This window comes from Frankia nepalensis, assembly GCF_016786325.1.
Classification (GTDB): Bacteria; Actinomycetota; Actinomycetes; order Frankiales; family Frankiaceae; genus Pseudofrankia; species Pseudofrankia nepalensis.
Map to the genome: position 1 here is coordinate 15,324 of NZ_JADWYU010000217.1, position 15,068 is coordinate 30,391.

12 protein-coding genes are annotated in these 15,068 nt (G+C 73.0%); 5 read left to right on the forward strand and 7 right to left on the reverse strand.

Translation table 11 applies throughout. The annotated features are described in order from the left end of the window. Positions 1 to 757: YveK family protein (locus tag I6A81_RS34240; RefSeq protein WP_203010409.1), on the reverse strand; the 757-nt coding region annotated here is incomplete at its 3' end. Positions 758 to 1,137: 380 nt separating this feature from the next. Here I6A81_RS34240 and I6A81_RS34245 point away from each other — a divergent pair. The 4 genes from I6A81_RS34245 (at position 1,138) to I6A81_RS34260 (ending at position 5,420) form a co-directional block, all read left to right on the forward strand. Continuing rightward, on the forward strand, positions 1,138 to 1,815 hold the full coding sequence (locus I6A81_RS34245) for a hypothetical protein (protein WP_203004458.1): 678 nt from the start codon (positions 1,138 to 1,140) through the stop codon (positions 1,813 to 1,815). A gap of 547 nt (positions 1,816 to 2,362) precedes the next feature. Next, positions 2,363 to 3,040, forward strand: a complete 678-nt coding sequence (locus I6A81_RS34250; protein ID WP_203004459.1) for a right-handed parallel beta-helix repeat-containing protein — start codon at positions 2,363 to 2,365, stop codon at positions 3,038 to 3,040. A 290-nt stretch (positions 3,041 to 3,330) separates the two neighbouring features. After that, on the forward strand, positions 3,331 to 4,539 hold the full coding sequence (locus I6A81_RS34255; RefSeq protein WP_203004460.1) for a hypothetical protein: 1,209 nt from the start codon (positions 3,331 to 3,333) through the stop codon (positions 4,537 to 4,539). Continuing rightward, positions 4,536 to 5,420, forward strand: a complete 885-nt coding sequence (locus tag I6A81_RS34260) for a WecB/TagA/CpsF family glycosyltransferase (RefSeq protein ID WP_203004461.1) — start codon at positions 4,536 to 4,538, stop codon at positions 5,418 to 5,420. Before I6A81_RS34255 ends, I6A81_RS34260 begins: the two co-directional genes overlap by 4 nt. Before the next feature lie 61 nt (positions 5,421 to 5,481). Here I6A81_RS34260 and I6A81_RS34265 read toward each other — a convergent pair whose 3' ends face one another. The 6 genes from I6A81_RS34265 to I6A81_RS34290 all read right to left on the reverse strand — a co-directional run bounded on the left by I6A81_RS34265 (position 5,482) and on the right by I6A81_RS34290 (position 13,498). Then, positions 5,482 to 6,648: a glycosyltransferase family 2 protein gene (locus tag I6A81_RS34265; protein WP_203004462.1), complete on the reverse strand. Its 1,167-nt coding sequence runs from the start codon at positions 6,646 to 6,648 to the stop codon at positions 5,482 to 5,484. A 67-nt stretch (positions 6,649 to 6,715) separates the two neighbouring features. Further along, a complete protein-coding gene (locus tag I6A81_RS34270) occupies positions 6,716 to 7,708 on the reverse strand; it encodes a glycosyltransferase (RefSeq protein ID WP_203004463.1) in 993 nt (330 codons plus the stop codon). Further along, positions 7,708 to 8,937 (reverse strand): non-hydrolyzing UDP-N-acetylglucosamine 2-epimerase, encoded by a 1,230-nt coding sequence (gene wecB, locus I6A81_RS34275; RefSeq protein ID WP_203004464.1) that lies wholly within the window; start codon positions 8,935 to 8,937, stop codon positions 7,708 to 7,710. Before wecB ends, I6A81_RS34270 begins: the two co-directional genes overlap by 1 nt. A gap of 216 nt (positions 8,938 to 9,153) precedes the next feature. Next, the gene (locus tag I6A81_RS34280; RefSeq protein WP_203004465.1) at positions 9,154 to 10,395 is read right to left on the reverse strand and encodes a nucleotide sugar dehydrogenase; all 1,242 of its coding nucleotides are present in this window, start codon (positions 10,393 to 10,395) and stop codon (positions 9,154 to 9,156) included. Positions 10,396 to 10,601: 206 nt separating this feature from the next. Beyond that, positions 10,602 to 11,465, reverse strand: a complete 864-nt coding sequence (gene rfbA, locus I6A81_RS34285; protein ID WP_203004466.1) for a glucose-1-phosphate thymidylyltransferase RfbA — start codon at positions 11,463 to 11,465, stop codon at positions 10,602 to 10,604. A 308-nt stretch (positions 11,466 to 11,773) separates the two neighbouring features. Then, positions 11,774 to 13,498, reverse strand: a complete 1,725-nt coding sequence (locus I6A81_RS34290) for a lytic transglycosylase domain-containing protein (RefSeq protein ID WP_203004467.1) — start codon at positions 13,496 to 13,498, stop codon at positions 11,774 to 11,776. 476 nt (positions 13,499 to 13,974) lie between these two features. Here I6A81_RS34290 and I6A81_RS45870 point away from each other — a divergent pair. Then, the coding region (locus I6A81_RS45870) for a glycosyltransferase (RefSeq protein WP_203010410.1) at positions 13,975 to 15,068 on the forward strand (1,094 nt) is incomplete at its 3' end.

Below are 15,068 nucleotides of genomic sequence, written 5' to 3' on the forward strand. Positions count from 1 at the left end.
GGGGGGCCCGGCGGCGGCCGCGGGGGCGGCCGGGCGGGGGGCGGGGGGGGGGGTGGGCGGCCGGCGGGGGGGCGGGCCCCGCGGCGCGCGGGCCCGCGCGCCGCTCGGCCGCGACCTCGGCCGCGGTTCTGGCCGGCCGGCGCCGTGAGCGCCGCTCGACGAGGATCGCGGCCGCGGACGTCACGAGGAACCCGGCGACGAACAGCAGGCCGACGACCTCGATCACCTTCTTGTAGCCGGCGGCCGGCGGCGTCTGGGTCACCAGGGCGGTGGTGATGAAGGTGTCCTGCGGCGCGCCCGCGGCCAGCTGGAGGGCCTGCAGCCGCCGCTCGACCTCGGCGACGACCAGGTCGACGGTCCGGGCGACGGCCGCGCTGTCCGAGCTTTCCGCGACGATTTTCACGAGTGGCCCGGGACTGTCCAGCGCGACCTCGACGGAGTACGCCGCGGTCGCGCCCTTCTTCGCCAGTGCCTGGGCCGTCTCCTGGTCGGAGACCGAGCGCCCGAGCACGTCGGCGGCCACCCGTAGCGAGGCGTTGAAGGAAAGATAGGGATTTGTCCGTTCCGGCGGCGGCGCGTTCAGGTTTGTCGGCGCCGGCGGCGCCGACGACGGAAGCATGACCATGGTCGCCTCGGCCTGGTAGGCCGGCGGGATGGCCTTCAGGCCCACGCCGCAGAGCACCACCGTCACAATGAGCCCGGGCAGCACCACCCGCCAATGACGGATGAGCAGCGCGCAGAACTGGCGCAATGTCATGCTTTCTCCCCCTGCCGGCGGTGCTCGGGACCGGCATGTCGCCCGGTCACCGGCATGTCGTCGGTGTTACGCGGCTACTAGAGTAGGGCCTGTTACCCGTCGAACGAGGGCGGGTCCGGCGGGCTGGACAGTCGGGGACGCATATTGCCGAGCCGGCAATAGCCGGGCGGGATGACGAGACGTGGTCAATCGGGGGTATGTCGATGTCTTCAGCCTCCGCGCGGGCCGACACGGCCGGGACGGCCGACGGGGACCCCGGCGTGGTGGCGGCGCCTCGGCCCGGCCGGTATACCGCGGGTGGCGCCGGCGGGGAGTCGGACCGCCGTGCCGACGGCCGTCGGCGGCGCTGGTTTCCCGCCGTCGGAATACTGTGTATCTTCATGATCATTGCGTTGTTCGTGCACACTCGGCCACCGACGTACGAGGCGCACGGGACGGTGACGCTGCTCGTGCCGGCCAACCAGCGGGCACCCAATATCTTCAGCGCGTTCAGCTCGTCTCTCATCCAGACGGCCGGGCTGCTCGCGGACAATGCGAGCTCCGGCGCCACCCGCGCGGAGATGAACCGCGCCGGCCTGGGCGGATACACGGCCATGCTGACGAACACGGGCGACCAGTGGCAGGCGGTCTACGACACGCCGACGGTGGATATCGTCGCGCGGGATCGTGATCCGGACCGCGCGCAGCGCACCTTCGAGGCCGTCGCCGCGTTCGTGAGCGCCACGCTCGACCGCTGGCAGGACGAGAGCGGGGTGGGTGAGCACAGCCGGATCACCTCGGCCGTCACCGGGGCGACCGCGACGGCGGTGCCGTTGCTGGTCAACACCAAACGGGCGTACGCGGCCCTGCTGGCCGGCTTCCTCATGGCCGAGACCATGGCCGCGCGGTACGCCCGCCGGCGCCGGCCGGCCGGGCGGGCGGGAGCCGGGCCCGTCCGGGCCGCTGGCGGTCCGCCGGCTCCGGGCGGCGGGAGCGCCGCCCGGGTCGCCGACGCGCGCGCCGACCTGGGGCGACCCGCTGGCCGAGAATCCGGGCTGGCGGCTCTGGGTGACATATGAGCGCGTCTTCGTGTCGATGGCCGACGCGTTGCGATACCGTTCTCACCTGGTGAGCAACACTTGTCGGCAAACGACGGGTAATGGCGCCCTCATGTAACGAGGTGTGCACCGCTTGTGAGAGCAGCGGTGGGTCGAGCCGGGTCGTCGTCGGTGGTTGGCCGGCATGGCTGTGGACGGCCGGCCTGGTCGTCTCGGTGAACTGCACAGTCCGGGGGCTGCAGTGAACAGATCCAGGAAGCCGTCGGTCGGCCGCCGGCCAGATACCGCTGTGGCGGCGGCGAACCCGAACCCGCGGGCGGACGGGGGACGGCGGGGGCGCGCCCTGGCGCCGCCGCGCCCGCGCCTGGCCGCCCGGGCCGGCGTCGCCTGCCTCGCGCTGGTCGTCGCGGCGGCGTTGGCTGGCTGCCGCGGCGTCGAGGACCTGCCGATCGACAAGAACACCAGGCCGCCGGCGCCCGTCAGTCCCACGGCCGGGTCGCCGAAGGCCTTTCCTGATGGGACCAACACCGGGGTTCCGCCAGGTACCCGGCTGATCAGTTCTGGCAGTATGACGATCACCAAGCCCGGCACCGTCGTCGACGGCATGGACGTCTACGGGTGCATCACCGTGGCGGCCGACAACGTTGTCATTCGCAACACCCGGATCCTCTGCAAGGACTGGTACGGCGTGCGCGCATTCGCGGACGGTCGGGAGAGCCGCAACCTGCTGATCGAGGACGTTGAGATCAGCTGCGGCGGGAACGGTGAGTTCATGGCGGTGGCCTTCAGCAACTACACCGCGCGTCGGCTCAACGTCCACGACTGTGGGGATGGGCTGCGCGCCGCCGACAACGTGACGATCGAGGATAGCTACATCCATGACCTGGTTGCCGGCCCCGACGTGCACAACGACGGGATCCAGTCCGACGGCGGGTCTAACGTGCTGATCCGTCATAACCGGATCGAGGTTCGGTTCAGCCAGACCTCGCCGATCCTCATGTCGACGAACACCGCGCCGATCAGTGACGTCGTCGTCGAGGGCAATTACCTGGCGGGCGGTGGTTACTGCCTGTACGCGGGGACCACGGGCGGCGGGCCCGTGACGAACATGCGAGTAGTCAACAACAGGTTCAGTCAAAAGTTCTTCCCGAAGTGCGGTTACTGGGGTCCGGCAACCGGAGCTGGGCCGGACACCGTCTGGTCCGGAAACGTCTGGGATGAGACCAACGTGCCGGTGGAACCCTGAGGGTCGGTCACTCGGCGTCACACCACGCCCGCCACCTTCGTCCGTGTTATGAGACCGTTGCGGCCAGATTTCACGAACTGTAGCGCCGGCGAGGTGTCTCTTGTGCATACTTAGGCACTGTTCACGTCTGTGACTTCGAGGGGGTCGGCCAACAGCGGCCGGCGGGCGGCGTCATGCCATTCGGCGCCGACTCGTCGGCTCTCTGCCGTGCCGAAGTCCTGGATATTGCGCCGTTGCTGGTGAAGCGCGGCCGACAGCATGAACAAGACAGGCATCTAGGGGGGAGCCTCGTGTTCGACCAGTCTGGCGCGCCCGAGTCCGTCGCGGCGGCGTCATCCGCCGTCGAGAAGCAAAAAAGCCCACCACGGATCGAAAAGGTCGCTGGTTCACGCGCGGACATTCGTGCCTTCCTCGGCGGCCAGCTCGCCGCGGCCGTCACGACCCTGCCGCGGATGTGGCGCGCGGCGCCGGAAGGCTCACAAGAGGGCTCGCCGGAGGGGTTCGTCTTCAGGCTGCGGGGGGGCAGCCGGGCGACCAGCGCGCGCGACCTGGTCGCCGAGGGAACGAGCCTTCGGTACGGCGCGATCGTCGCCCTGGGCGCCCGGCACCTGGACGAGGCCGACCAGCGCGGGATTCTCGCCGGGCAGATCGCCCCGGCCTTCGTCGACCAGCTGGTGGGCGCGCTGACGCCCCAGACGAACCCCGGCGACATCGCCATGGTCGCCTGGGCGGCCGCCGCGGCCGGCGCCGAGAGCCTGGGACGGTCGCTCGACCACCTTTCCCAGGCGGCTGACCGGGCCACCCAGATCGTCCCGATCTCCTGGGCGGTTTCGGCGTTCACCGCCGCCGGCGACGAGAAGGGCGCCCAGGCCCAGCGCGACCGGCTGCTCGCCGCCTACTCCGCGCCCGGCCAGCTCTTTCCGCACGTCACGGACGTCACCACGCTGCCCTGGTACCGGCGTTTCCTCGGCTGCTTCGCCGACCAGGTGTATCCGATCCAGGCGCTGGCGCGGTTCCACCGCGCGTTCGGCGATCCGGAGGCGCTCGAGGCCGCCGAGCGGTGCGCCCGGCAGATCTGTTACCTCCAGGGCGGCGCGGGCCAGTGGTGGTGGCATTACGACTGGCGGACGGGCGCGGTCGCCGAGGAGTATCCGGTCTACGCGGTACACCAGAACGCGATGGCGCCGATGGCGCTGCTCGACCTGGCTGACGCCGGTGGAACCGTGCATGACGAGGCCATCCGCGCAGGCCTGCGGTGGCTCGCCTACTCCCCGGAGATCGGCACAACCCTCGTTGATGAGCGGCTTGGGGTCACCTGGCGGAAGGTGGCCCGCAAGGATCGGGGCAAGCTGGTCCGCGGCGCCCGCGGCGCCGCGATCGGGATGAACCGCCGTGCCCGGCTGGGCGCGCTGGACGTGATGTTCACGCCGCGCGCCGTCGACTACGAGACCCGGCCGTACGAGCTGGGCTGGTTGCTCGACGCCTGGCTCGCCCGGTGACCGCCGTCAGCGAGTCGTTCTGGGACCAGCTCGGCGCCTCCCAGGAGACGCCGCCGCCGCTTCCACCCATTCGGATGCTGTTCGGTGTCCCGATCCATCCGATGACGATGGCCGAGGCGACGGACTGGTGCGTCGCCTCGACGCTCGGCGGGCACCGCGCCACGGTCGGGGTCGTGAATGTGGCCAAGATGGTCTGGATCCGGGCCGATCCGCAGATCCGGAGCGCGCTGCTCGACTGCGACCTCGTGCTGGCGGACGGCCAGGGGGTGGTGCTGGCGAGCCGGCTGCTGCGGCGGCCGCTGCCCGAGCGGGTCGCCGGGATCGACCTGTTCTTCCGGCTGATGGACGAGGCGGACCGGCTCGGGTTACGGGTGTACTTCCTCGGCGCCAAGCAGGAGGTCCTGGAACGGATGCTCGCCAGGGTGGCCGAGCGCTGGCCCAGGGCCGTCGTCGTCGGGGCCCGGGACGGCTACTTCAAGGACGAGGAGAACGCCGAGGTCGCCGAGCGGATCCGCGGCGCCCAGCCGGACCTGCTGTTCGCGGGCATGTCCTCGCCGAAGAAGGAGCTGTTCCTGCAGCGGTTCGGCTCCCAGGCGGTGCCGGGGGTATGCCACGGGGTCGGTGGGTCGTTCGACATCCTGGCCGGCATCACCAGGCGGGCACCGCTGCTGTGGCAGCGAGCGGGGCTGGAATGGCTGTACCGGGTGGTGCAGGAGCCGCGCCGGATGTGGCGGCGTTACCTCGACACCAACAGCAGGTTCGCCGTGCACCTGTTGCGTGAGCTGCGCCGGCCGACTCCGCCCTACCGGCTGCCGCTGCTGGGGGCGGACGCGCGTCCCGCGCCGACCGGCCGCCGCAACCACCGCAGGCCCGTGCACTGACCGGTCCCCGAGCCGTCCGGCCGGGTGCCTCGCCGGCCGGACGGCTAGGGGACCGCGCCGGTCAGGTGCGGGCGGTCGGCGGGAAGTAGTCCTGCTCGCGGCGGACCGCCGCGAACGCGCGGGCCTGGACGGCGAGCTTCCACGCGATGTAGCCCGGCGCCGACAAGAGCGCGAGCCAGGTCCGCGCGGGCGCGTCCGCCTGGAGCAGGCCGGTGACCAGCGTCAGGCTCAGGACGGCGAGCGACCCACTGGTCACGATGATCAACGGAACGCCGCCGGACGCCACGGCCAGGGCCGTGGCGGCGGCCGCCGAGCCGACGGCGATCGCGAACGGGGGGGTGAGCAGTTCGACGGCGGCCTCGACCGTCGCCGCCGTGGGCCGGCGCAGCAGCCGCGGCACGAACTCCCGGGCGGCCGACATCCGGCCGGCCTCGTAACGGACCCGCTGCGCCGCCGCGGACTTCCAGGTGTCGACGTTCTCGCTGCGCAGCCGGGCCGACTCGACGTGGCGCGGCAGGATCCCGTCGAGCCCCAGCTCCGTGCCGTACCAGCGGTCCTCGCCGGCGGCCGCGCGGAACGAGTACCTCTCGACGACCGGGCGGCGCAGGACCATCCCGGTCCCGCGCAGCCGGACGAGCAGGCCGAGGCGGTCCCGGCCGCGCGGGATCAGCACGCCCTGCAACGCGAACGACGCCACCGACGCCTGCGCGGCCAGACCGCCACCGAGCAGCATCTCGCTGCGCGTCTGCAGCGCCTGCGCGCCGCCCGCGAGCGCGCGCTCGCAGGCGTCGAAGAACCCGGCGTCGCAGACCGAGTCCGCGTCGATCATGACGATGGCGTCCCAGTCCAGGCCGCGCGCGTGATCGAGGCCCGCCTGCCGGGCCGCCGCGCGCCCCGGCTCGCTGCCCTCGGGACGGACCACCACGTCGGCGCCGTGCTCGCGGGCGATCTTCTCGGTCGCGTCGGTGCACCGGTCGGCGACCACCACCACGCGGTCCCGGGGGCGGATCGCGGCGTTGATCGCCTTCAGCGTCCGGCCGAGCACGGCCTGCTCGTTGTGCGCCGGGATGAGCACGAGGAACCGGACCGGCGGTACCGGCCCGCGCGGCCTCGGCTCGCGGTAGGCCAGCGAGGCCAGCGCGAGGGTACCGAGGTGGGCGGCGGCGCCGAGGCCGGGCAGGCCGACGGCGACCGCCGAGAGGGACAGCGCCGTCGCGGCGGCGTTCATGGCCGCGCCCGCCTCGTCGTCATGGGCCGCGCCTGCCCTGTCGTCGTGGGCCGCGCCCGCCTCGTCGTCATGGCCGTACCTGCCCCGTCGTTGTCGTCGTCGTGGTGCGGACCTCGTCGGGTACCCGCGCCGGGGCGCGCGCGGGCGGCGCGGGCCTGGCCAGGTGACCCGTCCTCCCGGCCAGCGCCGCGACGGCCGCGCGGGCGGTGACGCTGCCGCGGGCCGCCCTGATCGACTCGCCGAGCAGCACCGCGGCCCGGAACGCGGCGGCCGCGGCGGCCGGGTGCCGCCGCCGGTACAGCCTGACCCGGTTGCGTGCCAGCAGCGCGTACAGCTCGGGCGACGTGTGCGCCTCGCCCCCGACGTGCAGGGCGGTGGCCTCGGGCACGTAGCGACAGGCCAGGCCCAGGTCGCGGGCGCGCAGCGCGAAGTCGGTCTCCTCGGAGTACAGGAAGAAGCCCTCGTCCCACGGGCCGACCCGGCGGTGGCACTCGGCCGACACGCACATCACCGCGCCGGTGGCCCAGTCGACGGTGCCCGGCCGTTCGTAGGCCGAAGCGGTGTGGACGACCTCGCCGAGCCACGCCACCCGCCCGGCGCGCCGGCCGCCGAGCACGGCCTCGCCGAGCGCGCGCCGCACCGTGGGCTCGCGGCGCAGCGAGGGCTGGTGGTGGCCCCGCTCGTCGACGAGCCGGGGCACGGTGATGCCGGTGCCCGGGACCTCCAGCGCGGCGACCAGCGCGGCGAGCGCGCCCGGGCCGAGCCGGACGTCCGGGTTGAGCGCGACATAGGCGTCGAAGGGCCCGGCCGCGGCGACGCCGGCGTTGATCCCGGCGGCGTACCCGGCGTTGCGGCCGGTCGGTAGGACGGTCGCCGTCGGCGCGTGCTCGCCCACGGCGGCCACCGTCTGGTCGGTGGAGGCGTTGTCCACCACCAGCAGCTCGACCGCGCCCACGCCCTCGGCCGCGGCGGGTAACGACGACGCCAGCCCGGGGATGTGCCGTTCGCTGTTGTGGGTGACGACGACCGCCGCGACGCGCGCGTCGGCCGGCGCGCCCATCAGGTGCCCGCCGGGACGGCGGGCGGAACGGAACGGTCCGGCGAGGCGGGAGCCGGCACCGCGACCGGCACGCCGGCCCAGCGCGCGCCGGCGGCCGCGGGCGTGGCCTGGGAGACGTACTCGGGCGCCACGAGGTCCGTCGGGCGCGGGCGGCCGGCGGCGACGCCGCCCATGGTGAGGACGGCCGCGATCCTGCGGCCGGCCTGGCCGTCCCACAACGCCGGTCGCCGCGCGGGCGGCGGGGTGGCCAGCACCTGGTGGGCGGCGGCGATGACCCGCCCCGGGTCCCTTCCGACCAGCTGGTTGGTCCCCTCGGTCACCGTGATCGGCCGCTCGGTGTTGTCCCGCAGGGTGAGGCAGGGGACCCCGAGCACGGTGGTCTCCTCCTGGACCCCGCCCGAGTCGGTCAGCACCAGCCGCGCGTCGGCCTGCAGCGCGAGGAAGTCGAGGTAGCCGGCTGGCGGGACCAGCCGGACCCCGGGCGGCGCGCCGAGCGCCTCCATGGTCGCCCTGGTACGCGGATGCACCGGGAACACCAGGGGGCAGTCGCGGGCGACCTCGCCGAGCGCGGTCAGCAGCCCGCCGAGCACGACGGGGTCGTCGACGTTCGCCGGCCGGTGCAGCGTGACCACGCCGTAGCCGCCGGGGACGAGTCCCAGCCGGGTGAGCGTGTCCCCGGTACGGGCCCGGTCCAGGTTGGCCAGCAGCGTGTCGACCATGACGTTGCCGGCCAGGTGGACCTGGTCCGGCCGGTAGCCCTCGGCGACCAGGTTGGCGACGGCGTCCGGCGACGGGGCGAACAGGTAGTCCGACAACCGGTCGGTGACGACCCGGTTCACCTCCTCCGGCATCGACCAGTCCCGGCTGCGCAGCCCCGCCTCGACGTGCGCCACCAGGCAGCCGGCCTTGGCGGCGACCAGGGCGCAGGCGACCGTCGAGTTGACGTCCCCGACCACGACGACCGCGTCGGGCCGTTCCTTGTCGACCAGCGGCTCGAACGCCGTCAGCAGGCGGGCCGTCTGGGCGGCGTGGCTGCCCGAGCCCACGCCGAGGAAGTGGTCGGGGGCCGGGAGGTCGAGCTCGGTGAAGAAGACGTCGCTCATCAGGGCGTCGTAGTGCTGGCCGGTGTGCACCAGGATGGTTGGCGCGCCGCGCTCGCGCAGCGCGTCCAGCACCGGCTTGATCTTCATGTAGTTCGGCCGGGCGCCGGCCACGCACATGATCTTCATGGGAATCGAGCCGCCTGCGCGGCCTGCGCTCCTCGGATAGTCAGGGGACCTGGGCGGTCGGGGCCACCGGTGGCCGGAGACGCCGGACGTTCGGGAACACCGGAAGTTCGGGAACACCGGAAGTCGGAAGCGCGGGCGGTGGGGACGTCGGGCCCGGCGCCGGCGCCGTCGGCCCACGCCGGCGCCGCCGGGCCCGTCAGGCATGTTGGGATCCGGTCAGAGCGGCTCGACCGCGTGCCCGCGCACGCGGCTGCGGCAGTCGAGGAAGTACGAGCAGCGCGGCACGATCGCGTCCAGGTCGAACGCGTCGTGGTCGGTGAGGAGCACCACCGCGTCGCTGGCCGCGGCCTCCTCCGGCGTCGCGTCCACCCGCGGCACCCGGGTGTCGATGTGACCGTCGAGGACGTGCGGGTCGGCGGCCCGTACGTCCGCGCCCTGCGACAGCAGCAGTTCGGTGACGCGCACCGCGGGCGACTCGCGCGCGTCGCGGGTGTTGCGCTTGTAGGCCAGGCCGAGCACCAGGACCCGGCTGCCCTTGACCGGCTTGCCGCGCTCGTTCAGCCCGTGCGCGATCCGCTGGACGACGTAGTCGGGCATGTGCATGTTGATGTCGTTGGCCAGTTCGACGAACCGGAAGCTGCGTCCGAGACTGCGTTCCACCCGCCACGACAGATAGGACGGGTCGATAGGCAGGCAGTGCCCGCCGACCCCCGGACCAGGCCGGAACGGCATGAAACCGAAGGGTTTCGTCGCGGCGGCGTCGATCGACTCCCAGAGGTCGATACGAAGCTCGTGAGCAAAAATCGCCAGCTCGTTCACCAGGGCGATGTTGATGTGCCGGAACGTGTTCTCCAGCAGCTTGGTGAGCTCGGCCTCGCTGGTTCCGGAAACCGGAACCACCGTTTCCACGAGCTGGCCGTAGAAGCTGATCACGGCGTCTCGTGACGCCTCGTCGACGCCGGCCACGACTTTTGGGGTATTTCGCAACGTCCAGGTGCGGTTGCCTGGGTCAATACGCTCCGGCGAGAATGCGAGCTGGAAGTCCTCTCCGGCCCGGAGCCCGGACGCCTCGGCGAGGACGGGGCCGAGGAAGTCCTGGGTGGTGCCGGGGTAGCTGGTCGACTCCAGGACGACCAGGCAGCCCGGGCGGACGTGTCGGCCCAGCGTACGGGCCGAGGACTCGACGAAGGAGAGGTCAGGGCTGCCGTCCCGCAGCGGCGTGGGAACGGTGATCACCGCGACGTCGAAACCGGTGAGGTCCTCTTCCTGGGAACTCGCGAGATACCGGCCGGTAGCAATCGTCGCCGCCAACTGTCGCGCGGAGATGTCCTCTATATACGATTCACCGGCCGCCAGGCTCTTGACTCGATCCTCGTCGACGTCGTAGCCGACCACATTGTGGCCGACGTCGACGCAGCGTATGGCCAGTGGAAGCCCGACATAGCCTTGTCCGAGCACGCAAACCTTACGCACAGTCCCCCCTGAGGCCCCCGGACGCGCCGTGGTGACGCGTAAACCCTGTGCGAGTACGAGAGCACTATGCCACACAACTTCTTGCGGTGGACCACCATCCGCAACATGGGCGTGACATGTCCGACGTCTGGCCGCCGAAACAGGTAACCGTACGGTCCTCGTGGAGCTGGATAGAACGCAAAAAGCCCCGGTTAACGGCCCAGGAGGCCCTGGAGGTAGCCCCCGTAGCCGCTCTTGGTGAGCGGGTGGATCAGCTCGCCCAGCTGCTCGTCGGTGACGAAGCCCTCACGCCAGGCGACCTCCTCGATGCAGCCGATCTTCAGCCCCTGGCGCTCCTCGATGACCTGGACGAACTGCGCCGCCTGCATGAGGGAGTTGAAGGTGCCGGTGTCGAGCCAGGCGGTGCCGCGGTCGAGCAGGTGCACGCCGAGCCGGCCCTGGTCGAGGTACTCCTGGTTGACGGCGGTGATCTCCAGCTCGCCGCGGGCGCTGGGCTTCGTCTCGCGCGCGATCTTGACGACGTCGTTGTCGTAGAAGTAGAGCCCCGTGACGGCGAAGCTGGACTTGGGACTCGTCGGCTTCTCCTCGATGGAGACCGCCCGGCGGTCGCCGTCGAACTCGACGACGCCGTAGCGCTCCGGGTCGGAGACGTGGTAGGCGAAGATGACGCCCCCGTCGGGGTCGGTGTACTGCTTGAGCTGCTCGCCGAGCCCCACCCCGTAGAAGATGTTGTCCCCCAGGATCAGGCACACCTTGTCGTCGCCGACGAAGTCCGCGCCGACGATGAAGGCGTCCGCCAGCCCGCGCGGCTCGTCCTGGACCGCGTACTCGAAGCGGCAGCCGAGCCGGCTGCCGTCGCCCAGCAGCCGGCGGAACTGCGCCTGGTCCGCCGGGGTGGTGATGATCAGGATCTCGCGAATTCCGGCGGCCATCAGCGTCGACAGCGGATAGTAGATCATCGGCTTGTCGTAGACCGGCATCAGCTGCTTGGAGACGGCCTGGGTGATCGGGTAGAGCCTCGAGCCGGTGCCACCGGCCAGGATGATGCCCTTCATGCCGTCCCTCCGGTCATGCGGAGCCCCGGTGGCTCCGATCCGCCGTGCGTCTTCCCGCGCTCCTGATGATTTCGGGAAACCGCCCCCGCGGCGAAGCCCGCCACGCGGCGGATCCCGCCGGGCTCAGCCTAGCCACGCCGGTCCCGCCCCCGTGGCGCCCTCGGTCCGCGAGCCTGACCGAGGCCGGGCGGAGCCAGGCCCTGGCCAGGCAGGGCGGCCGCGGTCCCGGCGCGTCCCACGCGGCGCCGGCGTGGCGGTCGGCGGGCTCGCGCGGGACGGCCAGGCAGGGGCCGCGTGGCCGGGCAGGGTCAGCCGGCGGTGGGCGACGCGCTGGTCGGTACCGCCGTCGTCGAGGTCGCGGCGGCTCCCGGGCTGGCGCTCGTCGGTGCCGCGGTGGTCGGCGCCGGGCTGGTGGGCGGCGGGCTGGTGGGTGCCGCGCTGGTGGGCGGCGGGGTGGTCGTGCGCGCGGGCGTCGGGCTCGCCGTCGGCGATGCCGAGGGCGGCGGGGTGGCCGACGGCGACGGCGACGGGGTGGGCGAGGCCGACGGGGTGAGGCTGGCGGTGGGGAGCGGCGACGGTTCCGAGGCGGGGATGTTCGTCACGACGAGCGTCACCAGCGTCCGGGCGGCGCAGCCGGCCGGAGTGGTCGTCAGCGAGACCGTGACCGTGCCGGTGGTGACGTCGGACAGGTCAAGGTGGGCCAGCGGGACCGCCGCGCCGTCCCCGGGCTGGGCCGGCACCGTGACGTCCGACTCCGCGAGGACGACGCTCGCGCCGCTCTCGCGGGCCTCACCGTGGATCACGACGTTGCCGGTCGCGGTCGCGTTCGCCGGGGTGTAGGCGCCGGTGATGTCCAGGACAGGCTGGCCGGCGTCCCCGGTGATGGTCGCGGCCAGGCTCGCGGCGGTGACGGTGATCGTCGGGCAACTGGAGCTCGGGCTGATGGTCGGGCTGACGTTCGGCGTCGGGCTGGACCCGCTGGCCTCCAGCGTGAGAGTCGGTACCGGGGTGGAGCCCCCGCTCACGGGCACGGTGTCCGCCGCCCCGAGTGGGACGATCGGGATCGGGACCTCGTCCGGGTCCGACTCCGAGTAGCCGGCCATCCAGGACAGGACCGCGCGCACGTACGAGTCGGAAGGGTTGTAGGAGAAGATGGCGGCGCGCAGCTGGGCCGAGTCGGACAGGTCGCGGCCACGCGCGCACAGGTAGCCGCCGGCGGCGAGCGCGGCGTCGTGAATGTTGTTCGGGTTCTTCGTGCCGTCGGCGTTGCCGTCCCGGCCGGAGGTCTTCCAGGTGCTCGGGATGAACTGCATCGGCCCGACGGCCCGGTCGTAGCTGGTGTCGCCGTCCCACACGCCGTCGTCGGTGTCCCGGATGAGGGCGATGCCGGACCGGCCATCGAGCGGGATGCCAACGATCCTCGGCGTGACCGTGCCGTCCTCCGTGATGGAGCGCCCCGAGGCGTTGCCGGACTCGACCTTGCCGATGGCGGCGAGCAACTGCCAGCGCAGGTTGCAGCCCGGCAGCTCGGTGGCCATGGTCTCGGTGGCCCGCTTGTAGGCGGCGAGGACGCGGTCGGGGATCTGCTTGTACGCGCCGGTGAGCTGGACGATGCCGCCCCCTACCGGGTCGGCCGCGGCAGTGGCGAGATCGTCGGTGCTGGTCGGGGCGCTGCTCGCGAGGTCGAAGACGTCCACCCCGGTCAGCGGCGGCATCGGGTAGTCGGTGCCCCGGACGGGCTGCTGCTCGGCCGGGGCGCTGGCCGCCGCCTCGTCCTCGTGCTGGAAGGCCGGGCCACCGCCGAGCATCAGCAGCAGGCCGACCGCCGGCACGGCGGCGACCCGCGTCATGGTGAGCGGGCGGGCCCGCTTCTTGCCGCCCGCCTGGCGACGGCGGGCTCTGCGCTGCCACCTCGACGGGCTCGCCTCGCCAGCCGCGGTGTCGCCGGCCGCCGGGACGGAAGCCGCCGGGCTCGCCTGAGCCGGCTGGCCGTCGCTGGCCGGATTGGCATCCGCGTCCGCCTGGTTGGCCACCGTGTATCCGCCCCGTCCCGCTTCGCCTGTCGCCGCTGACTACGTGGTAGGCCCGCCGCCGGTCAGCCGGCCACGTGGGGATGAACCCGCCCGCGGCCCGCCAGCCCGGCAAATCTATCGAACTTGGCCCACGCGGAAAGCCCGGATTGGGGGTGTTAGCGGGAACTTAATCGTCATAGCAGCTCAGTTGTTGCCCAATCGTCTCTTCTCGTGGAGAGATGACCTGGTCGCGGGCGGCACCGTCGGGCGGCACCGTCGGGCGACCCGAGGAGGAATGCGCCCGGGTGGCGGCGTCGCGCCGGCCGCGGCCAGCGGAGATCGGACCGGCGCGATCATTCCGTTATTCTCTGGCGCGGACGGCCACGCCCGCGTGGCCGCGAGCGCGAGGGCGCACCGTGGATCCCGGTCGAGGTGGGCCGACCCGCGCGGCCGAAGATCCACGGGGCACGCCCGGCGCCTGATCGCGGGGGGTTCCAGTGAAGGCCAGCCAGCGGGACGTCGTGGTCGTCGTGAGCGGCACCTCGTGGGACGGGGTCTGGTCGTCCGAACGCCAGATCGCCGAGCGGCTCGCCGCGGCCGTCGAGGTGCTGTGGGTCGATCCGCCGATGTCCCCGCTCACCCTGGCGCGCGACCCGGCGGCTCGCCGCGCGCTGGCCGGCGCCGGCGGGCCGCGGCTGCTCAGACGAGTCCGGCCGGGCATCACCCGGCTCACCCCGGTGGTGACTCCGGGGGTCAGCCGGCCGGTGCTCGCGCGGGCGGCGGACGCCGGGGTCCGCCTGGCCATCCGGGCCGCCGCGCGTCGGCTCGGTGCCCGGGTCACGGCGATGCTCGTCGCGTCCCAGGCCGACGTGTTCGGCGCCGCGCCGGCCTCGGCGCGCACCGTCTTCTACTGCACGGACGACTTCGCCGCCGGCGCCGGCCTCATGGGCATCTCGCCGCTCCTCGCGCGGCGGGCCGAGTGGCGCCAGGTGCGGGCGGCCGACGTCACGGTGGTGATCTCCGAGGTGCTCGCGCGACGATGGCGCCTCGACGGGGTGGACACGATCGTGGTTCCCAACGGCTGCGCCGCCGAGGTGTTCGCCGGCATCGACGACGTCGCCCCGGCCGCCGACCTGGGGCTGCCCGGGCCGGTGGCCGGCCTGGTCGGTCACGTCTCGGACCGGATCGACCGGCGCTACCTGGACGCGGTCGCCGACACGGGCGCCTCGTTGCTGCTCGTCGGTCCGCGCGACCCGGACTACGACCTGGGCGGGCTGCTCGACCGGCCGAACGTGCGGTGGACCGGGGCGCGTCCGTTCGAGGCGTTGCCGGCCTACCTACGAGTGATCGACGTCGGTCTCACACCGTACGCCGACACCCCGTTCAACCGGGCGAGCTTCCCGCTCAAGACGCTGGAGTACCTGGCGGCCGGCCGGCCGGTCGTGAGCACCGACCTGCCGGCGACTCGCTGGCTTGGTACCGACCTGATCACCGTCGCGGACACCCCGGCCGGCTTCGCCGCCCCCCGGGGCCCCCCCCCGGCGGGCCCCCCCCCCCCCCCCCCGCCCGCGCGGCGCCCCCCCGTCGCCCC

Bases quoted from the DNA above. Each gene is read 5' to 3' on its own strand.
- I6A81_RS34270 (WP_203004463.1), bottom strand. From the start codon at position 7,708: ATGGGCGCGCCGGCCGACGCGCGCGTCGCGGCGGTCGTCGTCACCCAC.
- I6A81_RS34245 (WP_203004458.1), top strand. From the start codon at position 1,138: ATGATCATTGCGTTGTTCGTGCACACTCGGCCACCGACGTACGAGGCG.
- I6A81_RS34265 (WP_203004462.1), bottom strand. From the start codon at position 6,648: ATGAACGCCGCCGCGACGGCGCTGTCCCTCTCGGCGGTCGCCGTCGGC.
- I6A81_RS34250 (WP_203004459.1), top strand. From the start codon at position 2,363: ATGACGATCACCAAGCCCGGCACCGTCGTCGACGGCATGGACGTCTAC.
- wecB (WP_203004464.1), bottom strand. From the start codon at position 8,937: ATGAAGATCATGTGCGTGGCCGGCGCCCGGCCGAACTACATGAAGATC.
- rfbA (WP_203004466.1), bottom strand. From the start codon at position 11,465: ATGAAGGGCATCATCCTGGCCGGTGGCACCGGCTCGAGGCTCTACCCG.